The sequence below is a fragment of the Shinella lacus genome, assembly GCF_010994755.1.
GTDB classification, from domain to species: Bacteria; Pseudomonadota; Alphaproteobacteria; order Rhizobiales; family Rhizobiaceae; genus Shinella; species Shinella lacus.
The window spans coordinates 272,224-294,248 of sequence record NZ_WHSB02000002.1; the positions used below are offsets into that span (position 1 = coordinate 272,224).

Annotated in this window: 24 protein-coding genes; 11 read left to right on the plus strand and 13 right to left on the minus strand. The window is 63.9% G+C overall.

What is annotated here, in order from left to right; genetic code table 11:
- Window positions 1-8: 8 nt before the first annotated feature.
- Window positions 9-1,223, minus strand: coding sequence for an NADP-dependent isocitrate dehydrogenase (locus GB927_RS05805; protein WP_256115707.1), 1,215 nt, complete (start codon window positions 1,221-1,223; stop codon window positions 9-11).
- Window positions 1,224-1,440: 217 nt separating this feature from the next.
- Here GB927_RS05805 and GB927_RS05810 point away from each other — a divergent pair, with 217 nt between their 5' ends.
- The 9 genes from GB927_RS05810 to GB927_RS05850 all read left to right on the plus strand — a co-directional run bounded on the left by GB927_RS05810 (window position 1,441) and on the right by GB927_RS05850 (window position 9,741).
- The gene (locus GB927_RS05810) at window positions 1,441-2,016 is read left to right on the plus strand and encodes a hypothetical protein (protein ID WP_256115708.1); all 576 of its coding nucleotides are present in this window, start codon (window positions 1,441-1,443) and stop codon (window positions 2,014-2,016) included.
- A gap of 68 nt (window positions 2,017-2,084) precedes the next feature.
- Window positions 2,085-2,921 carry an RNA methyltransferase gene (locus tag GB927_RS05815; protein ID WP_256115709.1) on the plus strand — a complete coding sequence of 279 codons (837 nt, stop codon included), beginning with the start codon at window positions 2,085-2,087 and terminating at the stop codon, window positions 2,919-2,921.
- Window positions 2,905-3,720, plus strand: a complete 816-nt coding sequence (murI, locus tag GB927_RS05820; protein ID WP_256115710.1) for a glutamate racemase — start codon at window positions 2,905-2,907, stop codon at window positions 3,718-3,720. Before GB927_RS05815 ends, murI begins: the two co-directional genes overlap by 17 nt.
- 96 nt (window positions 3,721-3,816) lie before the next feature.
- A complete protein-coding gene (locus GB927_RS05825) occupies window positions 3,817-4,539 on the plus strand; it encodes a carbonic anhydrase (protein ID WP_256115711.1) in 723 nt (240 codons plus the stop codon).
- Between the two features lie 139 nt (window positions 4,540-4,678).
- Window positions 4,679-6,190 carry an ATP-binding protein gene (locus GB927_RS05830; RefSeq protein ID WP_256115712.1) on the plus strand — a complete coding sequence of 504 codons (1,512 nt, stop codon included), beginning with the start codon at window positions 4,679-4,681 and terminating at the stop codon, window positions 6,188-6,190.
- A gap of 221 nt (window positions 6,191-6,411) precedes the next feature.
- On the plus strand, window positions 6,412-7,029 hold the full coding sequence (rpsD, locus tag GB927_RS05835; RefSeq protein ID WP_256115713.1) for a 30S ribosomal protein S4: 618 nt from the start codon (window positions 6,412-6,414) through the stop codon (window positions 7,027-7,029).
- A 72-nt stretch (window positions 7,030-7,101) separates the two neighbouring features.
- Window positions 7,102-8,031, plus strand: a complete 930-nt coding sequence (locus tag GB927_RS05840; protein WP_256115714.1) for a glutaminase — start codon at window positions 7,102-7,104, stop codon at window positions 8,029-8,031.
- Between the two features lie 31 nt (window positions 8,032-8,062).
- Window positions 8,063-8,923 (plus strand): tRNA 2-thiocytidine(32) synthetase TtcA, encoded by an 861-nt coding sequence (ttcA, locus tag GB927_RS05845; protein ID WP_256115715.1) that lies wholly within the window; start codon window positions 8,063-8,065, stop codon window positions 8,921-8,923.
- Entirely contained in the window at window positions 8,920-9,741 is an 822-nt protein-coding gene (locus tag GB927_RS05850; RefSeq protein WP_256115716.1) for an inositol monophosphatase family protein, read from the plus strand. The genes ttcA and GB927_RS05850 overlap by 4 nt, the downstream gene beginning before the upstream one ends.
- A 167-nt stretch (window positions 9,742-9,908) precedes the next feature.
- Here the strand turns inward: GB927_RS05850 and GB927_RS05855 are convergent, their stop codons facing one another.
- The 6 genes from GB927_RS05855 to GB927_RS05880 all read right to left on the minus strand — a co-directional run bounded on the left by GB927_RS05855 (window position 9,909) and on the right by GB927_RS05880 (window position 16,010).
- Entirely contained in the window at window positions 9,909-11,114 is a 1,206-nt protein-coding gene (locus GB927_RS05855; protein WP_256116176.1) for a multidrug effflux MFS transporter, read from the minus strand.
- Window positions 11,115-11,241: 127 nt separating this feature from the next.
- Window positions 11,242-11,574: a Grx4 family monothiol glutaredoxin gene (gene grxD / locus GB927_RS05860; RefSeq protein ID WP_256115717.1), complete on the minus strand. Its 333-nt coding sequence runs from the start codon at window positions 11,572-11,574 to the stop codon at window positions 11,242-11,244.
- Between the two features lie 152 nt (window positions 11,575-11,726).
- On the minus strand, window positions 11,727-11,990 hold the full coding sequence (locus tag GB927_RS05865) for a hypothetical protein (protein ID WP_256115718.1): 264 nt from the start codon (window positions 11,988-11,990) through the stop codon (window positions 11,727-11,729).
- A gap of 6 nt (window positions 11,991-11,996) precedes the next feature.
- A complete protein-coding gene (locus GB927_RS05870; RefSeq protein ID WP_256115719.1) occupies window positions 11,997-12,230 on the minus strand; it encodes a BolA/IbaG family iron-sulfur metabolism protein in 234 nt (77 codons plus the stop codon).
- Between the two features lie 19 nt (window positions 12,231-12,249).
- Window positions 12,250-14,487, minus strand: coding sequence for a phosphoribosylformylglycinamidine synthase subunit PurL (gene purL, locus GB927_RS05875; RefSeq protein ID WP_256115720.1), 2,238 nt, complete (start codon window positions 14,485-14,487; stop codon window positions 12,250-12,252).
- A 104-nt stretch (window positions 14,488-14,591) separates the two neighbouring features.
- Window positions 14,592-16,010, minus strand: a complete 1,419-nt coding sequence (locus GB927_RS05880) for an aminotransferase-like domain-containing protein (protein WP_256115721.1) — start codon at window positions 16,008-16,010, stop codon at window positions 14,592-14,594.
- A 94-nt stretch (window positions 16,011-16,104) separates the two neighbouring features.
- Between GB927_RS05880 and GB927_RS05885 the strand changes: the two genes are divergently transcribed.
- Entirely contained in the window at window positions 16,105-16,320 is a 216-nt protein-coding gene (locus tag GB927_RS05885) for a DUF1127 domain-containing protein (protein ID WP_256115722.1), read from the plus strand.
- A gap of 10 nt (window positions 16,321-16,330) precedes the next feature.
- Here GB927_RS05885 and GB927_RS05890 read toward each other — a convergent pair whose 3' ends face one another.
- Genes GB927_RS05890 through purC form a run of 5 tightly spaced genes read right to left on the minus strand, consistent with a single transcriptional unit; the run spans window position 16,331 to window position 18,767 of the window.
- On the minus strand, window positions 16,331-16,723 hold the full coding sequence (locus tag GB927_RS05890; protein ID WP_256115723.1) for a hypothetical protein: 393 nt from the start codon (window positions 16,721-16,723) through the stop codon (window positions 16,331-16,333).
- Between the two features lie 47 nt (window positions 16,724-16,770).
- The gene (purQ, locus tag GB927_RS05895) at window positions 16,771-17,442 is read right to left on the minus strand and encodes a phosphoribosylformylglycinamidine synthase subunit PurQ (protein ID WP_256115724.1); all 672 of its coding nucleotides are present in this window, start codon (window positions 17,440-17,442) and stop codon (window positions 16,771-16,773) included.
- Window positions 17,439-17,696, minus strand: coding sequence for a hypothetical protein (locus GB927_RS05900; protein ID WP_256115725.1), 258 nt, complete (start codon window positions 17,694-17,696; stop codon window positions 17,439-17,441). Before GB927_RS05900 ends, purQ begins: the two co-directional genes overlap by 4 nt.
- Before the next feature lie 19 nt (window positions 17,697-17,715).
- The gene (purS, locus tag GB927_RS05905; RefSeq protein ID WP_256115726.1) at window positions 17,716-17,958 is read right to left on the minus strand and encodes a phosphoribosylformylglycinamidine synthase subunit PurS; all 243 of its coding nucleotides are present in this window, start codon (window positions 17,956-17,958) and stop codon (window positions 17,716-17,718) included.
- Between the two features lie 44 nt (window positions 17,959-18,002).
- A complete protein-coding gene (purC, locus tag GB927_RS05910) occupies window positions 18,003-18,767 on the minus strand; it encodes a phosphoribosylaminoimidazolesuccinocarboxamide synthase (protein ID WP_256115728.1) in 765 nt (254 codons plus the stop codon).
- Between the two features lie 224 nt (window positions 18,768-18,991).
- On the opposite strand from purC, the gene GB927_RS05915 reads away from it, so the two are divergent.
- Window positions 18,992-19,309: a DUF1476 domain-containing protein gene (locus tag GB927_RS05915; RefSeq protein ID WP_256115729.1), complete on the plus strand. Its 318-nt coding sequence runs from the start codon at window positions 18,992-18,994 to the stop codon at window positions 19,307-19,309.
- A gap of 60 nt (window positions 19,310-19,369) precedes the next feature.
- On the opposite strand, the gene GB927_RS05920 is transcribed toward GB927_RS05915, so the two are convergent.
- Entirely contained in the window at window positions 19,370-21,958 is a 2,589-nt protein-coding gene (locus GB927_RS05920; protein WP_256115731.1) for a sensor domain-containing protein, read from the minus strand.
- Between the last annotated feature and the right edge of the window lie 67 nt (window positions 21,959-22,025).

Here is a 22,025-nt window from a genome sequence, read left to right on the forward strand (position 1 = left end):
TTTTTGGCTCAGGCCGCCATGGCCTTCTTAAGATTTTCGTCGATCTTGTCGAGGAAGCCGGTGGTGGAGAGCCAGGGCTGGTCGGGGCCGATGAGAAGGGCGAGGTCCTTCGTCATGAAGCCGGATTCGACTGTGTCGACGCAGACCTTTTCCAGCGTGTCGGCGAAGCGCGCCAGCTCCGCATTGTTGTCGAGCTTGGCGCGGTGGGCGAGGCCACGCGTCCAGGCGAAGATCGAGGCGATCGAGTTGGTCGAGGTTTCCTCGCCCTTCTGGTGCTGGCGATAGTGGCGCGTCACCGTGCCGTGTGCGGCTTCCGCTTCCACCGTCTGGCCATCCGGCGTCATCAGAACCGAGGTCATCAGGCCGAGCGAGCCAAAACCCTGGGCGACGATGTCGGACTGCACGTCGCCGTCATAGTTCTTGCAGGCCCAGACGTAGCCGCCCGACCACTTCAGCGCCGAGGCGACCATGTCGTCGATCAGGCGGTGTTCGTACCAGATCTTCGCTTCCTTGAACTTGTCGGCGAATTCCTTGTCGAAGACCTCCTGGAAGATGTCCTTGAAGCGGCCGTCATAGACTTTCAGGATGGTGTTCTTGGTCGAAAGATAGACCGGCACCTTGCGCTGCAGGCCGTAGTTCAGCGAGGCACGGGCGAATTCGGTGATCGAATCGTCGAGATTGTACATGCCCATGGCGACGCCGGCGGACGGGGCGTCGAACACGTCGTACTCGATTTCCTTGCCGTCCTCGCCGACGAACTTCATCGTCAGCTTGCCCTTGCCGGGGAACTTGAAATCGGTGGCGCGGTACTGGTCGCCGAAGGCGTGACGGCCGACGATGATCGGCTTGGTCCAGCCGGGTACGAGGCGGGGCACGTTCTTGCAGATGATCGGCTCGCGGAAGATGACGCCGCCGAGGATGTTGCGGATCGTGCCGTTCGGCGACTTCCACATCTTCTTCAGCTTGAACTCTTCGACGCGGGCTTCGTCCGGGGTGATCGTCGCGCACTTGACGCCGACGCCGTGCTTCTTGATGGCGTTGGCCGCGTCGATCGTCACCTGGTCGTCGGTGGCGTCGCGGTTTTCCATGCCGAGGTCGTAATATTCGAGGTCGACGTCCAGGTAGGGATGGATCAGCTTGTCCTTGATGAACTGCCAGATGATGCGCGTCATCTCGTCGCCGTCGAGCTCGACGACGGGGTTGGCGACCTTGATCTTTGCCATGGAGAGCCTCGTGTTTTGTAGGGGCTGGGCGCCCCGGATCGTGGACTTGAAAGAACCGTTTGGCCCTATAGCATTCAAGGCCGGCAAGGCAAAGCCAACGATCGGATGAGGCGGTTTATTTTCGCCGGCGGACGGAATAAGTTTCGCCAAAATTCCGTTCCAGGAAAGTTCGCTCACGGCGCCCATCCGGGCCTGCCGTCACCCAATGGAGAATGTCATGTCGCGTTTCGGTCTCGTTGCGCTCGTCCTTCTGCTTCCCGTTTCCGCCGAGGCGGCCGACTACAAAGCGCCGGTGTCGGAAATCATGTCTGCGGCGACCACCAACTGGCAGGATATGGGCACCGACAGCGACACGCCGCCGCCCTACACCGACTACTTTTCCGAGGATTTTCTGGCGCGGCTCTACAGCAAGGATTTCGTGGCCAAGTACAAGGAAGCCGCGAAGTACCCCGCCTATGACGACGGCGGCTCGCCCTTCGATTACGACCCGATCATCGGCGGCCAGGACGGCTGCGCGCTGAAGGACATCACGGTGACGGAAGGCCAGCCCGCAGGCGGCGCGGAAGATGTCACGGTGACCTTCGATAACAGCCATTGCTTTGGCGAGCGCGCCGCGGACTGGGAGCCGGAAAAGCTCGTCTTCAAGGTGATCGACGAGGACGGCCGGGCCGTCATCAACGATATCGAGCGCCCGAGCTTCGAGGAGGCGGCGTCGTTGAAGAAGGAGTTGCAGGAGATTGCCCAGGAGGGCGCCAATGGCGGGAGCGGCACGGCAGAGGAAAACCCGGAATAAGCGGCTGCCGCTTTTCATTTTCGGCCAATTGTGCCAGTGAAGACCGACTTTTCTAAGGAAATATGGGTATGGCAGGCACGAACAGCGAGCGCACGCTGATCGCCGAAGGACCGGCGATCATCCTCGTTCATCCGCAACTGGGCGAAAACATTGGCATGGTGGCGCGCGCCATGGCGAATTTCGGCCTTGCCGAATTGCGCCTGGTCAATCCGCGCGACGGCTGGCCGAGCGACAAGGCGATCTCCGCCGCCAGCAAGGCCGACCACGTCATCGAGGCGGCCAAGGTCTATCCGTCGCTGGAGGCAGCCGTCGCCGACCTCGAATTCGTCTATGCGACGACCGCGCGCGACCGCTACGGCTATAAGGAAGTGCGTTCCCCCGTCGTTGCCGCCGATGACCTGCGCGTGCGTTTCCGGGCTGGCGAAAAGACCGGCATTCTCTTCGGCCGTGAACGCACGGGCCTCACCAACGAGGAAATCGCGCTTGCCGACGAACTGGTGACTTTCCCGGTCAACCCCGCCTTCGCCTCGCTCAATCTCGCGCAGGCGGTGCTGCTGATGAGCTACGAGTGGATGAAGAGCGGCCTTGCCTCCGTCGAGGACACGCCGTTCGACGCGCTGCCGCAGCGCCCGGCCAAGAAAGAAGAGTTGCAGGGCCTGTTCGACCATGTGGAAGAAACGCTCGATGCGCGCGGCTATTTCCGGCCTGCCGAAAAAAAGCCCAAACTGGTGGAGAACCTGCGCGCCATCCTGACGCGTCCCTCCTTCACCGGCACGGAGATCCAGGTGCTGCGCGGCATCGTCTCCTGCCTCGACCGTTTCACCCCGGAATCGCCGCGCGGCGCGACGAACCCGAACCGCACACGCAACCGCCGGCCCAAGGTGCCCCGTGACGACGACGAATAGCGCCAAACCTATCCTGGTCTTCGATAGCGGCATCGGCGGGCTGACCGTTCTGCGGGAGGCACGCGTGCTGATGCCGGAGCGGCACTTCATCTATGTCGCGGACGATGCCGGGTTTCCCTACGGTCCTTGGGAGGAGCCGGCGCTAAAGGCGCATGTCATCGCGCTCTTCGACAGATTGCTCGCAGAACATGACCCGGAAATCTGCGTCATCGCCTGCAACACCGCCTTCACTCTGGTGGGGGCGGGTCTGCGCGCCGCCTTTCCGGCCATGCCCTTCGTCGGCACCGTGCCCGCCATCAAGCCGGCCGCCGAGCGCACGCGCTCCGGCCTCGTTTCGGTGCTCGCCACCCCCGGCACGGTCAAGCGCGCCTATACGCGCGACCTCATCCAGTCCTTCGCCAGCCAATGCGACGTGCGCCTCGTCGGCTCGGAGCGGCTTGCGCCGATGGCGGAAGCCTATATCCGTGGCGAAACGCTGGCGGACGACGCGGTGCGCGCCGAGATCGCGCAATGCTTCATCGAACAGGACGGCCGCAAGACGGATATCGTCGTGCTCGCCTGCACGCATTATCCCTTCATGGCGAACCTCTTCCGCAAGCTCGCCCCCTGGCCGGTCGACTGGCTCGACCCCGCCGAAGCCATCGCCCGCCAGGCCCGCCGCCTCGTGCCGCCGCTCGAAACGCTGGCGCCGGGCGAGGACATCGCCGTCTTCACCTCCGGCAACCCCGATTTCTCCACCTGCCGGCTGATGCAGGGCTTTGGATTGCAAATCGAATCGAACTCACGCACAAACCGTTGAGGCGCCTGAATTTACGGGATGTCGGCGTTGAGGGGCATCCTGGCGTCCTTGTCTGGGATGTGCGGTTATTGCCATCGGCTCCGTGAAGAGGAACACATGGAAATGAAACTTTCGAAGCGTCTTTTCCTGAAGGGCGCCTGCTGCGGCGCGGCTGTGCTCGGCACCGGCTTTGCAGCGTCTGCCTCCGCCGCAGACAATACGGTCGTTGCGCATGCGCCCGCGCCGAACGGTCTCTCGCCGGACGAGGCGCTAGCGCTCTTGAAAAAAGGGAATGACGATTTCGTCGCCGATCGTGTTCCGGTTCTCCACATCGACCGCAAGCGCCGACTGGAAATCGCCGAAGCGCAGCACCCCTTTGCCGTGCTTGTGGGATGCTCCGATTCGCGCGTTCCGCCGGAACTGCTGTTTGCGTGCGGATTGGGCGATCTGTTCATCGTGCGCGTCGCCGGAAACACGGTCGACATGGTCGGACTCGGCAGCATCGAATATGCGGTCGAGCATCTCGGCGTGCCGCTGGTCGTGGTTCTTGGCCACGAACGCTGCGGTGCGGTGGCCGCGGCCGTCGCGGCGGTGAAGGATGGTGAGGACTACGACAGCGCGATCGAGGCGATGGTGGCACCGATCCTGCCCTCCGTCCTGCATTCCACCAGGCTGGAGGGGGATTTGCTGGACAATTCCGTTCGGGAAAACGTCAAGCGCGTGGTTGAGCGCTTGCGGATTTCCACCGACGTCATCACCAGCAAACTTGAGGCCGGCAAGCTGAAGATCGTCGGAGCCCGTTACGACCTCGATGAAGGAAAGGTCGACTTCTTCGTCTGACCCTCATCCGGGGGCCGCCGCAAAACTGTGGGTTTTGCGCGTTGTTGCGGACAAATCGCGCGGATCGGTGATAGACCTCCCGCCATGCGCGCGGTCCAATAGAACCGCGGCTGTCTTTCGGACGGAAACGAGGAATGGCATGAAGGTCGGCATCGACATGGGAACGGTGCAGGGCGGTGCACCGGCCAGGCTCGATATCGAGGAACTGCTGGCGACCCGCCTGCTGGTGCAGGGCAACTCGGGCTCGGGCAAGTCGCATCTGCTGCGCCGCCTGCTCGAACAGTCCGCGCAATGGGTGCAGCAGGTCATCATCGACCCGGAAGGCGACTTCGTCACGCTGTCGGACCGATTCGGCCATGTCGTCGTGGACGGCGAGCGCACGGAAGCCGAACTCGTCGGCATCGCCAACCGCATCCGCCAGCACCGCGTTTCCTGCGTACTCTCGCTCGAAGGGCTTGAAGCCGATGAGCAGATGCGCGCCGCCGGCATCTTCCTCAATGCGTTGTTCGATGCGGACCGGGATTTCTGGTATCCGGTGCTCGTCGTTGTGGACGAGGCGCAGCTTTTTGCGCCGGCCTCCGGCGGCGAAGTCTCCGAAGAAGCGCGAAAACTCTCGCTCGGCGCGATGACCAACCTGATGTGCCGCGGCCGCAAGCGCGGCCTTGCCGGCGTCATCGCCACGCAGCGCCTCGCCAAGCTCGCCAAGAACGTCGCGGCGGAGGCCTCCAACTTCCTGATGGGCCGCACCTTCCTCGATATCGACATGGCGCGCGCCGCCGACCTGCTCGGCCTCGACCGCCGGCAGGCGGAAATGTTCCGCGATCTGCCGCGCGGCTCCTTCGTGGCGCTCGGGCCGGCGCTGTCGCGCCGCCCGCTACCGGTGGAAATCGGCGCCGTCGAGACCTCCGCGCGTTCGACCAGCCCCAAGCTGATGCCGCTGCCGGATGCGCCGCAGGACGTCGAAGACCTGATCTTCACGCCCGACCCGGAAGAGTTTTCCCGTCCGCTCGTTCGCCGCGCACCGCCCGCGCCGCGGCCGACGACGGATATCCTCGCCGAACTGTCCCGCGCCCGGCCGGAGCCGGTGGCGGAACCCGCGAAAGCGGCGGCGCCCGAAATCACCGCCGAGGAACGCGAAGACCTGCTCGACCGCACGCTGGCCGAAATCCTCGGCCATCCCGATGCGGCCTTTAGGGCCGATGCCGAGCTGTTCCAGGATTTCCTCGTGCGCTGCCGCATCCGCCGCGTACCCGGCGCGCCGCTGTCGCTGCCGGCCTTCCGCCGCAAGATGGCGGTCGCGCGCTCGGGCGTCGATGCAGAGACGGCGGGAACGGAAATCTGGGCGAGGGCGCTCGATCTGTCCCGCAGCGTCACCGAGGACCTGCAGGGCGTCTTCCTGCTCGTCGCGCAAAGCGCCGTGCGTGGCCTTGCCTGCCCGTCGGATGCGATGATCGCGCGCGCCTACGGCACCCATTCCGCCCGCCGTGCGCGGCGTTTGCTCGGTTATTTCGAGGAGCAGGGGCTTGTCGTGGTGCACAGCGATCTCGCCGGCCATCGCATCGTCGCCTTCCCGGATCTCGGTTGCGAGACGAAGCCCGGCGACGCCAACGGGCCGGACCTGACCGATTCCCGGCAGGATGCGGCGGAATAGTCGGATTTTCCGGGCGCCGCGCGTTGACAAATTTGTGAAACCCGCCTAATGACCCGCCAACGCCGGGCAGCAATGTCCGGTGTTTCATTTGACATGTCCCGTGGATTCTCCGGTCGCGATCGTGAGAAACCTGTCGGAGCCTCGAAAAGGTTCAGAGGAGGGCGTGTTTCCTTCAGCCGGTCCGGCAACGGGCAGGCAATAACAAGACTAGAGGAAATGCGATGAGCAAGCGCGCTGCATCCAAGTACAAAATCGACCGCCGTATGGGCGAAAACATCTGGGGTCGTCCGAAGTCCCCGGTCAACCGCCGCGAATACGGCCCGGGCCAGCACGGCCAGCGCCGCAAGTCCAAGCTTTCGGACTTCGGTGTTCAGCTCCGCGCCAAGCAGAAGCTGAAGGGCTACTATGGCGACATCCGCGAGAAGCAGTTCCGCGCGATCTTCGCTGAAGCCGAGCGCCGCAAGGGCGACACCCCGGAAAACCTGATCGGCCTGCTCGAATCGCGCCTCGACGCGATCGTGTACCGCGCCAAGTTCGTTCCGACGGTCTTCGCTGCCCGTCAGTTCGTCAACCACGGCCACGTCAAGGTCAACGGCGTTCGCGTCAACATCGGTTCCTACCGTTGCAAGCCGGGCGACGTCATCGAAGTCAAGGACAAGTCCAAGCAGCTCGTCACGGTTCTGGAATCCGTTGGCCTCGCTGAACGCGACGTTCCGGACTATATCGAAGTCGATCACAACAAGATGGTCGCCACCTTCGTCCGCATCCCGGTTCTCTCCGACGTGCCCTACGCCGTCGTCATGGAACCGCATCTGGTCGTCGAATTCTACTCGCGTTAATCGCGGTCGACACCTTGCGAAATCTGGAAAAGCCGCCAAGAGATTGGCGGCTTTTTCTTTTGGGGGAATGGCATGACGGATTTGCAGGCTATCGTGGATGAAATCCATGCGACGCTGTCGCCACGGCGCGGCGAGGGCAGGGTGGCGAATTATATTCCGCAGCTTGCGCATGTGGACCCGCAGAAGTTCGGCATGGCCGTCGTCAGCGTCGATGGCACGACGTATCTCGCGGGCGACGCGGAAGAGGCCTTCTCGATCCAGAGCATCTCCAAGGTTTTCACGCTGACGCTGGCGCTCGGCAAACATGGCGAAGCGATCTGGAAGCGGGTGGGCCGGGAACCCTCCGGGTCCGCCTTCAACTCCATCGTCCAATTGGAGCACGAAGGCGGCATTCCGCGCAATCCCTTCATCAATGCCGGCGCCATCGCCATCACGGACCTCATTCTGGCCGGCCATACGCCGAAGGAGGCGATCGGCGAGATCGTGCGCTTCCTGCGCTACCTGGCCGATGAGGACGACATCATCATCGACCAAGCCGTGGCGCGCTCCGAGCAGGCGACGGGTTTCCGCAATTTCGCGCTCGCCAATTTCATGCGCTCCTTCGGCAAGCTCGACCACGCGGCCGAACTGGTGCTTGGCGTCTATTTCCACCAATGCGCGCTGGCGATGAGCTGCCGGCAGCTCGCCAAGACGGGGCTGTTCCTGGCCAACAGCGGCACCAACCCGCTGACCGGCCACCGCGTCGTCTCGCATATGCGGGCGCGGCGTATCAACGCGCTGATGCTGACCTGCGGCCACTATGACGGTTCGGGCGATTTCGCCTATCGCGTCGGCCTGCCGGGCAAAAGCGGCGTGGGTGGCGGCATCCTGGCCGTGGCGCCGGGCAAGGCTTCCGTTGCCGTCTGGTCGCCGGGGCTGAACGACAACGGTAACTCGCTGCTCGGCTCGCTGGCGCTGGAAATGCTGGCGGCGCGCACCGGCTGGTCGGTCTTCGGGGCTTGATTGTGAGCCGCGTTCGGGGCATTGCAAACCCATGACCCTCGCATTTGCAGATACCGACGACGACGCACCGGACGACGGCCGTCATCCGCTCTTTGCGGACGCGCCCAGAAGCGTCTCCTTCAACAAGCTGCGCAAGCGCCTGCTTCGCCAGGTGCGCCAGGCGATGGACGACTTTTCCATGCTGAAGGGCCAGAAGCGCTGGCTCGTCGGCGTCTCCGGCGGCAAGGACAGTTATGGCCTGCTGGCGCTGCTGATGGACCTGCAATGGCGCGGCCTGCTGCCGGTAGAGCTTATCGCCTGCAATCTCGACCAGGGCCAGCCGAATTTTCCAAAACACATCCTGCCGGAATACCTGTCCTCGATCGGCATCAAACACCGCATCGAATACCGCGACACCTATTCCATCGTGAAGGAGAAGGTGCCGGCGGGGGCGACCTATTGTTCGCTGTGCTCGCGTCTGCGGCGCGGCAATCTCTATCGCATCGCGCGCGAAGAGGGCTGTGACGCGCTGGTGCTCGGCCATCACCGGGAAGACATTCTCGAAACCTTCTTCATGAACTTCTTCCACGGCGGCCGGCTCGCCGCCATGCCGCCGAAACTCCTGAACGACGAAGGCGACCTGATGGTGCTGCGCCCGCTCGCCTATGCGGCGGAGGAGGATCTCGCGAAATTCGCGGCCGCCATGCAGTTCCCGATCATCCCCTGCGACCTCTGCGGTTCGCAGGACGGCCTCCAGCGCAATGCGATGAAGGCGATGCTGGCCGATATCGAGACGCGCATGCCGGGCCGCAAGGACGCCATGCTGCGGGCGCTTGGCCACACCAACCCGTCCCATCTTCTCGACCCGAAACTTTTCGATTTCTCCTCCCTCGAAACGGTAAGACACGAATGACGACGATTGACATCAATGCCCTGGCGCTGGTGCTTGCACAGGCGGCAGGGGCCGAAATCCGCCCGCGCTTTCGCGCACTCGCCAAGAGCGACATCCGCACCAAGGCGGATGCCAACGACCTGGTGACGGAGGCCGACGAAGCGGCCGAACGCTTCATCAAGAAAGAGGTCGCGGCACAGTTCCCGGGCGTGCTCTTCGTCGGCGAGGAATCAGTCGCGGCCGATCCGGCGCTGCTGCCGAAACTCGCCGATGCCGAGCTTGCCATCGTCGTCGACCCGATCGACGGCACCTTCAACTTCGCCTCGGGCGTGCCGCTCTTCGGCGTCATGGCGGCGATCGTCTCCGGTGGCGAGACTGTCGGCGGCATCATCTATGACCCGATGGGCGATGATTTCGTGATGGCGGAAAAGGGCGGCGGCGCCTGGCAGACAGGCGACCACCGCCCGGCCGTCAAGCTGAAGACGCGCGGTGCGGCCCCGCTCGACGCCATGACCGGCATGGCCTCCACCAGCTTTCTCGATCGCGAGCGTCGCGCGCGCATCCTGTCGAACCTCGCCAAGGTGGCCTTCGTTTCGAACTATCGCTGCGCGGCGCACGAATACCGCACCTTCGCCGGCGGCCACCTGCATTACCTGATGTACAACAAGCTGATGCCCTGGGACCACCTGGCCGGCACGCTGATCGCCCAGGAAGCCGGTGCCTACGCCGCCCGCTTCGACGGCTCGCCCTACCAGCCGCACCATGTCGAGGGCGGCCTGCTCGTTGCGCCGGACAAGGACAGCTGGGAGATGCTGCGCCGCGAGGTCTTTGTCGACTGAGGCGGTTTTCCAACAAGAAAAGCCCGGCTGCATCCGCAACCGGGCTTTTTCTTTGCCTGCAACTTCTCCTCCCGTCATCCTCGGGCTCGACCCGAGGATCCATCCGCACCCGCGGCGTGGATGGTCGGGTCTAGCCCGACCATGACGGCGGAGAGGTATGGAGCTCGTCAGACCGGCTGGTTATGCGGCTGGAACAGCTTCCCGTGTTCGGCGATCAGCACGAAGATCAGGCCGATGATCGACAGCGAGAAGAAGCCCATGACGAGGGGCAGCGCGGTGCCGTTGAAGGCCTGGCCGATGATCGCGCCGAGGATCGTGCCGCCGGCCGTGCCCATGAAGCCGAGCACGGAGGAGGCGGTGCCGGCGACGTGGCCGAGCGGCTCCATGGCGAGCGAGTTGAAGTTCGAGCCGATCCAGCCGAACTGGAACATCGACAGCGCGAAGAGCACGATGAAGATGGCGAACGGCACATGCGGCGCCCAGACGAGCGTCAGAAGCAGCCACAGCGTGTTGACGGCGAGGAAGCCAAGCAATGCGCCATGCGACAGCCGACGCATGCCGAACTGGCCGACGAGCCGCGCATTGACGAAGGACGACAGCGCCATGAAGGCCGCGACGCCGGCAAAGGCGACCGGGAACCAGACGCCAAGCCCGTAGATGCCGACATAGATCTGCTGCGCCGAGTTGATGAAGCCGAACAGTGCGCCGAAGATGAAGGTGCTCGCCAGCGTGTAGCAGAGCGCCACGCGGTTGGTCAGAACGATGCGGAAGCCTTGCAGCACCGAACGCACCGTGAAGGGGCGCACGTCATCGGCATGCAGCGTTTCCGGCAGGCGAAAATACATCCAGGCCCAGACGACAGAGGCCATGACGGCCATGAAGACGAAGATCAGGTGCCAATCTCCGAACAGCATGACGACCTGGCCCGTGCCCGGCGCCAGCACCGGCACGACCATGAAGACCATCATGATGAGCGACATGACCTCCGCCATCGCGCGGCCGCCGAAAATGTCGCGCACGATGGAGATGGTGATGACGCGCATGGCGGCCGAGCCGATGCCCTGGATGAAGCGCAGCGCGAGCAGCGCCGCGAAGCTCGGCACGAAGATCGCCGCCAGCGACGACACGACATAGACGCCGAGGCCGAAGAACATCGGCGCGCGGCGGCCGAACCGGTCCGATATCGGGCCATAGAGCAACTGCGCGAAGGCGAAGCCGATCAGGTAGGCGGAAATGACATATTGCCGGTGGTTCTCGTTCTCGACGCCAAGGCTGGCGCCGATCTCCTGCAGGCCGGGCAGCATGATGTCGATGGCGAGAGCATTGAGCGCCATCAGCAGCGCCATGAGCGCAATGAATTCTATCTTGCCCATGCCTTTGAGGCGCTGGGCCGATTCGGGGGATAGTCCGGACATAAGAATTTATTCCATAAAAGAGAGAAGGCGCCGCTGGGAATGCGGCGCCTTTAAAAGCTTGGCCGGCCGGAAGGACCGTGAAGCGTCAGGCAGCGCCCTTGATCGAAATACCCTGTTCCTGAAGATGGGACTGCAATTCGCCCGACTGGAACATCTCGCGCACGATGTCGCAACCGCCGACGAACTCACCCTTCACATAAAGCTGGGGGATGGTCGGCCAGTTGGAATAGTCCTTGATGCCCTGGCGGATGTCGGCGTCGGCGAGCACGTTGATGCCCTTGTAGTCCACACCCACATAGTCGAGGATCTGCACGACCTGACCGGAGAACCCACACTGCGGGAATTCCGGCGTGCCCTTCATGAAGACGACGACGTCGTTGTTCTTTACTTCGTTTGCGATGAAATCGTGGATGCTCATTGCAGTATTCCTTGGCAAATCGGCTTCAAGGGCCGATGCGATGAACCGTCCGCCCTAGATAACAATCTCGGATGACAATTGCCAGAAGGCCCTCAGAAAAAACGCAAGGGGCTCCCTTACGATTTCCGGGGCTGTTGCGCGATGGTCGCGCCCTACCGGCTGCGCTGGCGCGAGCGGCTGGCAGCCGTGCGGCGGCGGCTCACCTGCTTGCGCGGGCGCCGGGCCGGCTTATTCGCCGCCGGCTTCAGCGCCGCTTCGAGGATGTCGCCGAGGAGGCCGCCGGACGCCTTCTTGCGCGTCGTCGTCCTGCGGCGCGTGCGCTTGGCCGTTGTCTTGCGCACGCCGGTCTTCTTCAGCACTTCCTTGAGGGCCGCATCGACCACGCCGGAGACGAGTTCATCGAGGAGACCGGCCATGGCGGATTACTCCGGAATGGAGGTCTGGAGGGCGAGCGCATGCAGCACCCCGCCCATATTGCCCTTTAGGGCGTCATAGACCATCTGGTGCTGCTGCACGCGGGTCTTGCCGCGAAACGCTTCCGCGACGACCTCGGCTGCATAGTGATCGCCGTCGCCGGCAAGATCGCGGATGACAACCTTCGCGCCGGGAATGCCGGACTTGATCATGTCTTCGATATCGCCGGGTGACATAGGCATGTGGACTGCTCCCTTATAATTATTCCGCGGCGGCAGCGGCGTTGCCGTTGCCATCCATGAAGTCAGGGAACCACGATTCATGGGTGTTGCGCAATTGCTCAATGGCGAGCGACAGGCGGCCCTCCACGACGAGCGCATCGCCGCCCACCGTGCCGAGACGGCGGAACGGCACGCCCGCACCCTCGGCATTGGCGCTGAGGAAGTTGGCGAGATCGGCCGGGACGGCGATCACGTAACGCGCCTGGTCTTCGCCGAAGAGCAGGGCATGCGCCGGGCCGTTGGAACCCGAGAGATCGACCGTGGCGCCCTTGCCGGACGACATCGCCATTTCGGCAAGTGCGACCACGAGGCCGCCCGAAGAAATGTCGTGGCAGGCGGTGACCTGGCCGTTGCGGATGGCCGAGCGCACGAAATCGCCGTTGCGGCGTTCCGCATGCAGGTCGACTTCCGGCGCCGGGCCGTCGACGATGCCGAGCACGTCGCGCAGGTAGACGGACTGGCCGAGATGGCTGCCGTCGACGCCGATGAGGATGAGCTGGTCGCCGTCCTTCGCGCCACCGATCTTGGCCATGACGGACCAATCCGGCAGCAGGCCGACGCCGGCAATGGTGGGGGTCGGCAGGATCGCGATGCCGTTCGTCTCGTTGTAGAGCGAGACATTGCCGGAGACGATCGGGAAATCGAGCGCGCGGCAGGCTTCGCCGATGCCCTGGATGGCCTTGACGAACTGGCCCATGATTTCCGGCTTTTCGGGGTTGCCGAAGTTCAGGTTGTCGGTCGAGGCGAGCGGTTCTGCGCCGGTTGCCGTGATGTTGCGCCAGCATTCGGCGACGGCCTGCTTGCCGCCCTCGAACGGATCGGCCTCGACGTAACGCGGCGTCACGTCGGAGGAGAAGGCAAGCGCCTTGGTGGCATGGCCTTCGACGCGCACCACGCCGGCGTCGCCGCCGGGGATCTGCAGCGAGTTGCCCTGGATCAGCGTGTCATACTGCTCGTAGACCCAGCGGCGGCTCGACTGGTTCGGCGAACCGACGAGCTTCAGCACGGCCTCATTGTAGTCGGCGGGCTCGGCCACCAGGTTGGCCGGCAGCGGCGAGGGCTTGCCGGGCTCGCGCCATGGGCGGTCATATTCCGGGGCCTGGTCGCCGAGGTCCTTGATCGGCAGGTTCGCGACTTCCTCGCCCTGGTGCAGGATGCGAAAGCGCAGGTCGTCCGTCGTGTAGCCGACGATAGCGAAGTCGAGGCCCCACTTGACGAAGATCGCCTTGGCGACCTCTTCCTTGGCGGGCTCCAGAACCATGAGCATGCGCTCCTGGCTTTCCGACAGCATCATCTCGTAGGCGGTCATCTGCTCTTCGCGCACCGGCACGAGATCGAGGTTCAGCTCGATGCCGAGGTCGCCCTTGGCGCCCATTTCGACGGCGGAGCAGGTGAGGCCGGCGGCACCCATGTCCTGGATAGCGATGACGGCGCCGGTCTGCATCAGTTCGAGGCAGGCTTCGAGCAGGCACTTTTCGGTAAAGGGGTCGCCGACTTGAACGGTCGGGCGCTTCTCCTCGATCGACTCGTCGAATTCGGCCGAGGCCATGGTCGCGCCGCCGACGCCATCACGGCCGGTCTTGGCGCCGAGATAGACGACCGGCAGGCCGACGCCCTTGGCTTCCGACAGGAAGATCGCGTTGGACTTGGCAAGGCCTGCCGCAAAGGCATTGACCAGGATATTGCCGTTGTAGCGCTCGTCGAACTCGACTTCGCCGCCGACCGTCGGCACGCCGAAGGAATTGCCGTAGCCGCCCACACCGGCGACGACGCCGGAGACGAGGTGGCGGGTCTTCGGATGGTCCGGCGCGCCGAAGCGCAGGGCGTTCATCGCCGCGACAGGGCGTGCGCCCATGGTGAAGACGTCGCGCAGGATGCCGCCGACGCCGGTCGCAGCCCCCTGGTAGGGCTCGATATAGGAGGGGTGGTTGTGGCTCTCCATCTTGAAGACGACGCAGTCGCCATCGTCGATATCGACCACGCCGGCATTTTCGCCCGGACCCTGGATGACGCGCGGACCCTTGGTCGGCAGCGTGCGCAGCCAGCGCTTGGAGGATTTGTATGAGCAGTGCTCGTTCCACATGGCCGAGAAGATGCCGAGTTCGGTGAAGGTCGGTTCGCGGCCGATCAGCGAGAGGATGCGGTCATATTCATCCGGCTTCAGCCCGTGGGCGGCAATCAGCTCCGGGGTGATCGGGCGGGTGTTCGAAATGGTCATCGTCGCTCGTCTTGTCGGTGGAGGGCAGCTTTGCGGTCTCTTTACCTCATGCTGCTTTGCAGTGCGACAGGAAAATGACCTGCAATCACAGGCGAACGAGGCCGTCAGGCGAGGCTGTCGTAACCGGTCGGGCCATGGACGAGCAGGCGGCGTAGCCGCGTCAGGCCGGACACGACATCCTCGCGGTTTTCCGGCGGCGAGAAGCCGATGCGGACGCGGTGGAACGTCTTCTCCGAGCGGCCAGCCTTGAACTCGTCCTCGTCGTCGATGAGGATATCCTCGGCGAAAGCGGCCTGGCGGAACGTGCCGGACAGCCAGGGATCGGGCAGCTTCAGCCAGAGGAACGGCACACGCGGATGCGACGCGAAATCCAGCCCGGCGAAAATCTCGCGCGCAATGGCCTCGCGCGCCTGCACCTCGTCTGCGACGGCGCTGCGGATGGCATCGGCCGTGCCTGAAAGCACGAGGCGGGCGGCGACTTCGGCGAGCAGGAAGGGCAGGCCGCCGCTCACCATCTTGTGCGCGATGCGCACGCGCTGCGCCAGATGCGGCGGGCAGGCGATCCAGCCGCCGCGCACACCGGCAGCCACGCTTTTCGACAGGCCGCCGACAAGGAAGGTCCGATCCGGCGCAATCTCGGCAAGCAGAGGAATGCCGTTGTCGACGGTGGCGCCGTAGAGATTGTCCTCGATCAGCCAGACATTGTGCCGCTTGGCGATGGCCGCGATGGCGCGGCGGCGGTCCTCCGGCATGGTGGCGAGCGTCGGGTTCTGCGCGGCGCTCATCAGAAAGGCGAGTTTCGGGTGCTGCTGTACGCAAACGCGCTCGAAATCGTCCGGGATCACGCCATAGGCATCCGATTCGACGAGCGCTGTCTGGCGGCCGAGCAGGGCGGTGCCGCGGCTGACCTGCGAATAGGTGAGGTGCTCGAAGACGATGCGGTCTCCGGGCGCGGTGATGACGGAGACGGCCGCGATGATGCCAGCATGCGCGCCAAGCGTCGGCACGATGCTGTCGATGCCGGGCTGCCAGTTGCCGCTGCCCAGCCAGCGCTGGCCGGCTTCCAGCCAGTGGCGGGGGAAGTTGCGGGTGTAGCTCGCAATCTCGTTCGGCTGCTCCCGGCAGATTGCCGCGAGAATATCGGTCACGGCTGCGGATTGCCCGATATCGGTCGCCGCGGTCGTGTCGAAGCGCAGTTTTCCGGGCGGTGCATTGGCGGCGCGCGTGCCGGCGAGCCTTGCGCTGACCGGATCGACGGCAGGGGAGGGATTGTGCTCCGACGTGCCCAGCACATAGGTGCCGCGCCCCACTTCACCGCTGACGAGGCCGCGTTCGCGCACCATGCTGTAGGCGCGGCTGACGGTGCCGATGGTGACGCCGATATCATAGGCGAGGTTGCGCTGCGGCGGCAGCTTGCTGCCAGAGGCGAGCGCGCCGGCATTGATCGCCTGCTCGATCTGGTCGGCGATGCGGACATAAAGCGGCCCGTCGGAGGCCTGGAGATCGGGAAGCCAATTTGTCATGGTGCCAATTCTTATATTGCACCGCTGACAGAGTCAATTATCTCTTTAATGTATCGATTGCTACTATTTCAGTGGCTTTTCACGAGAATTGACAATGACAATTGATACAATCTTCGCCGAATCCGGCATTCGGCCCCGGAGATCGCTGCGGGCAATTGCCTACCGCGGCTGGCTCGCCTTGCGGGCCTATTGCCTGAAGCGGCGCACGCGCCATGCCCTGCTGGAGCTCACCGACGACGAGCTGCGCGACATCGGCATCACCCGCACCGAGGCGCACCGCGAGGTCCGGAAATCGTTCTACTGGGATTGAGTTTTAACGCTCAGCAGCCCTTGCCGCCGCCGGCCCAGCGCTGGACGTCGCTCGCGATGCGCGCGCCGACGGCTTCGCCCATCATCGGGCCGAAGGCATCGAGCTTTGCCGGGTTGCCTTCCGCCTGCACGACGAGCAGCGGGCGGGATTCCGGCGAGTTGCGGTGCACGACAAGAATGCGCGGGCGGCCGGAGAAGGAGTTCAGCTCCGGCGCGAGGCGATAGGCCTTGAAGGCCGGGTCGCCCGATTTGAACCAGCAGCTGTTTGCGGCAAGCGCCACCCGCTCCATGGTCGGCAGCGCGCCGCCATTGACCTTCGGCGCCGGGGTCTTCGTCTGGCAAGCGGCCAGAGCCGCGACGGCGGCGAGCGGCAGGAGAAGCTTGGCTGGGAGAAGAGGGCGCATGAAAAGCCTTTCGGGAATGGATATGCGCCCTTGATAACAAGCGTGCGTTAAGCAGCGATTACGTCGAGCACCGATGCGAAGAGGCCGCGGCCATCCGAACCGCCATGCGCGGCTTCGATGAGGTTTTCCGGATGCGGCATCAGGCCGAGCACGTTGCCCTTCGCGTTGATGACGCCGGCAATGTCGTTCAGCGAGCCGTTCGGGTTGGTGCCTTCGGCATAGCGGAACACGACCTGGCCATCGCCTTCGATCGCGGCGAGCGTCTCGGCATCGGCAAAGAAGTTGCCGTCGTGGTGGGCGACCGGGCAGCGGATGATCTGGCCCTTGTCGTAAGCGCGGGTGAAGTCGGTCTCGGCATTGGCCACTTCCAGCTTCACTTCGCGGCAGACGAATTTCAGCGAGGAATTGCGCATCAGCGCGCCGGGCAGCAGGCCCGCTTCGAGCAGGATCTGGAAGCCGTTGCACACGCCCAGAACCTTCACGCCGGCTTCCGCCTTCGCCTTGATCGCCTGCATGACGGGCATGCGCGCGGCAATCGCGCCGCAGCGCAGGTAATCGCCATAGGAGAAGCCACCCGGAATGACGATCAGGTCGACATCCGGCAGGTCTGTTTCCGTCTGCCAGACGGTGACCGGTGCTACGCCGGAAATCTTGGTCAGCGCCGCGATCATGTCGCGGTCACGGTTGAGGCCGGGAAGTTGGACGACGGCGGACTTCATGGGTGTGGTTCAAACCTTGCCTGGGCCTCGGCGAGTTCACGCAGTTCGAGGCGGTTTTCGATACGGTCGAGGCGTTGGTCGACGCGCTCCAGCCGCGAATAGATGTGATGAACGTCCTGCTGCACGGTCACGATTGCTCCGCGCATCGTGATCATCTCGCTACGAAGGTCGGAAAGGCCCGTGTCCAATTTGTCCATTCGGGCATGGATGCTTTTCAGCACCTCGTAGAGCAGTTCGTTCGTGACCTCTGCCATTGCCTATGTCCTTCAACCGTCAGGCGAGGGCGATAGTATAATTCTCGATTACCGTGTTGGCCAGCAGCTTGTCGCACATTGCCTTGAGGTCGGCTTCGGCCTTGGCGCGGTCGGCGGTGGCGAGTTCCAGGTCGAAAACCTTGCCCTGGCGGATAGCGCCGACGCCCTCGAAGCCGAGGCTGCCGAGCGCGCCTTCGATCGCCTTGCCCTGCGGGTCCAAAACACCGTTCTTGAGCGTCACCGTTACGCGTGCCTTGATCATGTCTTCCTCTTCAAACCAAATATGTTCGGCTGGCCGGTGAAGGGTTACTTCACCAGGACCGGACCGGTGCCGCGCACGGGCTCGTTCTCGTTGATGATGCCCAGGCGCCGAGCGACTTCCTGATAGGCTTCCAGCAGCCCGCCGAGATCGCGGCGGAAGCGGTCCTTGTCCATCTTCTCCTGGGTCGCGATGTCCCACAGGCGGCAGCTGTCCGGCGAAATCTCGTCGGCGATGATGATGCGCATCATGTCGCCTTCATAGAGGCGGCCGCACTCGATCTTGAAATCGACGAGCTGGATGCCGACGCCGAGGAAGAGGCCGGAGAGGAAGTCGTTGACGCGGATGGCGAGCGCCATGATGTCGTCGAGTTCCTGCGGGCTCGCCCAGCCGAAGGCGGTGATGTGCTCTTCGGAGACCATCGGGTCTTCGAGCGCATCGGCCTTGAAATAGAATTCGATGATGGAGCGCGGAAGGACGGTGCCTTCCTCGATGCCGAGGCGCTTGGAGAGCGAGCCTGCGGCAACGTTGCGCACGACCACTTCGAGCGGGATGATCTCGACTTCCTTGATCAGCTGCTCGCGCATGTTGAGGCGGCGGATGAAATGGGTCGGAATACCCATCTTGTTGAGCTGCGTGAAGAGGAACTCGGAGATGCGGTTGTTCAGCACGCCCTTTCCGTCGATGACATCGTGTTTCTTCTTGTTGAAGGCGGTCGCATCGTCCTTGAAGAACTGGATCAGCGTGCCTGGCTCAGGGCCTTCATAAAGAATCTTGCCCTTGCCCTCGTAGATACGGCGGCGACGGTTCATGGATTTTTCTCTGTTGTTGGCGCGCTTGGGGGCCGCGCAGGTGTCGTTCGTTTGCGCTCCCATAAACGAAATGCTGCACTTTAACAATCGGCGTCTCGCCCGATCCCCCGTTTTCCGGCCTTCCCGGAACTTCCGAAGTCACGAAAGTTCGCGTTGCACTTTTGCCGTCGTTTTGATTTATGGGCGGGGAACCCAACGGGCAAAAGAATCTACGGGAGTCATGGATGACCAACATGCAGGATCGGGAAAAGGCCTTCGAGGCCAAGTTCGCGCTGGACGAGGAGCTGCGCTTCAGGGCTGAGGCACGCCGCAACAAGCTGGTCGGCCTCTGGGCTGCCGGCCTGCTCGGCAAGACGGACGCTGACGCGGACAGCTATGCGAGGGACGTCGTCGCCGCTGATTTCGAGGAAGTCGGCCATGAGGATGTCGTGCGCAAGATCAAGGCCGATTTCGACGCTGCCGGTGTTGCCCGCAGCGAAGACGAAATCCGCGTCCAGATGCTGGAGCTTCTCGCCGTCGCGATCGCGCAGGTCGAAGCCTAATCAGCGGATGCAATCACGCATAGGAAAGCCGCCTGGTGATGCCGGGCGGCTTTTTCGTTTCTAGCGGATGATGGCGCGGCGGACTTCGTTCTGCAGGTCGCGCACGGTGCCGGCCTGGCTGCGCCATTCCTGCCGCTGCACGAAATCCGGTATGGCGTCGGCCGGCATGGGGCGGGCGAGCGCGTAGCCCTGCAGGATATCGCAGCCGAGATCGCGCATGATGGCGACATGCGCCGGTGTCTCGACGCCCTCGGCCACCACCTCGATGTTCAGCGAGCGGCCGATCTCCACGATGGTGGCGACGAGCTTGCGCTGGCCCGGCGAGCGGCTGACCGGCTTGACGAGCTGGCGATCGATCTTGAGGCGCCGGGGGCTCAGCTTCATCAGGCTGACGATGGAGGCATGGCCGGTGCCGAAATCGTCGATCTCGATATCGATGCCGAGCCTGCGCATCTCGGCGAGGTTCTCCAGCACCGTGCGGTCGCAATCGTCGAGGAAGATCGATTCCAGCAGTTCGAAGGAGAGCGATTTCGGGCGGATGTCGAGCGTGCGCAGCGAATGGGCAAGCTCCGGGTCGTGCAGGCGTTTCGACGAGACGTTGGCCGAAATCTTGGCGATGCCCAGCCCCTGCGCCTCCCATCGCGCAAAATCGGCAAGCGACTGTTCCAGCACGATGCGGTCGATCGTCGCCACGCAGTCGAGGTCTTCCGCGATCTTCAGGAAGGCATCAGGTGCGAGAATGCCGCGCGTCGGGTGATCCCAGCGTGCGAGCGTCTCGACGCCGACGATATCGAGCGTGCGGGCGCAGAACTGCGGCTGGTAATAGGGCAGGAAGCGCCGCTGCTCGATGCCGGAGAGGATCTCGTCGGCCGTCTGCTTGTTGACGATGATCTGCGCCTGGAAATCGCTGGTGAAGAATTCATGCCGGCTGCGGCCGCGGTTCTTGGCGCGGTAAAGCGCGAGGTCGGCATTGACGAGCAGCTGCTTGGCATCGATCGCCGCGCCCGAAAGGCTGGCAATGCCGACGCTGGCGCCGAAGCGGCAGATATGGCCGTTGAAGGTGACGGGCTTGCGCATGGCATCGACGATCGCTTCGGCAAGCGTCGCAAGGTTGCGCCCGCCCGAGCCGGTGGAGAGGAAGACGAACTCGTCGCCGCCGATGCGTGCGACAAAATCGTCCGGCCCCTTCAATGCGTTCAGCAGGCCCGCGGCATGCACCAGCATCTGGTCGCCGGCGAGGTGGCCGAGCGTATCGTTGATCTCCTTGAAGCGGTCGAGGTCGATATGCAGCACTGCGAGCCGGCTACCGGTCTCCTGCGCCGCCTTCGCGGCCGCCTGGATGGTCGCGTCGAGATAGCGGCGGTTCGGCAGGCCGGTCAGGTGGTCGTGCAGCGCGGTATATTCGATGCGCGCCCTTGCCGCTTCCAATTCGTCGTTGCGGGCTTCGGCAAGATCCTTGGCGCGCTTCAGCTCTTCCTGCAGGCGCACGTCGCCGGTGACGTCCCAGTTCGCGCCGATGAGGCGGGGTACGCCGGTGAGGTCGACATAGGGTGCGGCGCGTCCCCGCACGTGACGGATCTCGCCATCGCCGCGGATGATACGGAACTCGTTGACGAAGTCCTGGCCGCGGAAGATGCCGTCGGCGACGGTCATCGTGGCCTTGAGGCGATCCTCAGGATGAAGCGCGCGCTCCCAGGTCTCGGAATCCGGGTCTCCGTCAAGGCCGTAAATCCCGATCATGCGGTCGTCCCAGCGCACGTCGGACGTCTTGAGATTGATCTCGAAGACACCGATGCGCGATATGTCGAGCGCAAGTTCCAGGCGGCGGGACATCTGCGCGAGCCGTTCTTCCGCTTCCTTGTGCTCCGTGATGTCCGTGTCCGTGCCGGCGATGCGGCTCGGCTTGCCGTCCGGGCCGTATTCGACGACCGCACCACGGCTCTCGATCCAGATCCAGTGTCCGTCCTTGTGCCGTTCGCGGTAGCTGAAGACGTTGAAGGATGCTTCGCCGCTTTCCTGCTTGGCGATTTCGGCCAGCACATGCGCCCGGTCGTCCGGATGCACGGTCTGGATCCAGGTGTCGAGCGAGGTGTCGATCGGATCGTCCGGCCGCAGGCCGCGGATGGTGCGCCATTGGCGGGAATAGAAGAGGTCGCCGCGTGCGAAATCATGGTCCCAGACGCCCTGGCCGGCGGATTCCAGCGCATGGTTCCAGCGGCTTTCCCGCTCCGCCAGTTCGAGGGCGTTGCGCTTGCGTTCGTCAACATCGATCGTCTGGACGATCATGGCCGGGCTTAGCGCCTCGCCGGGAAGGGCGGGCGGCTCGATGAAGGAGGCGAGTACCCAGAATTCGCTGCCGTCCGCCCGCAGCAGGCGCACTTCCCAAGGCGCCTGTTCGGCGAGGTGCGGGCGCATGGCGAAGGCGATGGCCGGGCGATCCTTGGACGAGACGCAATCCGTGAAAGGCGGGAGATCCGCGAAGGATGCGACGCCGAATGCGCGCAGCAGGCTGGCATTCGCATCGATGATGCGGCCTTCCGCATCAAGCGCCGCAAAACCGAAGCCGGAGCGCGCAAAAAGCTGGCGATAAAACGGCTCGGGCTCCGCTTCTCGCACGGCAATGGAGGTCGAACCGAAAGGTTTGGCCATGAAACGCGGCGCCTGCTTGAACTAAACAGCCAGAGCGTGCAGGATTTCTATGAAATTCCTCTTAATG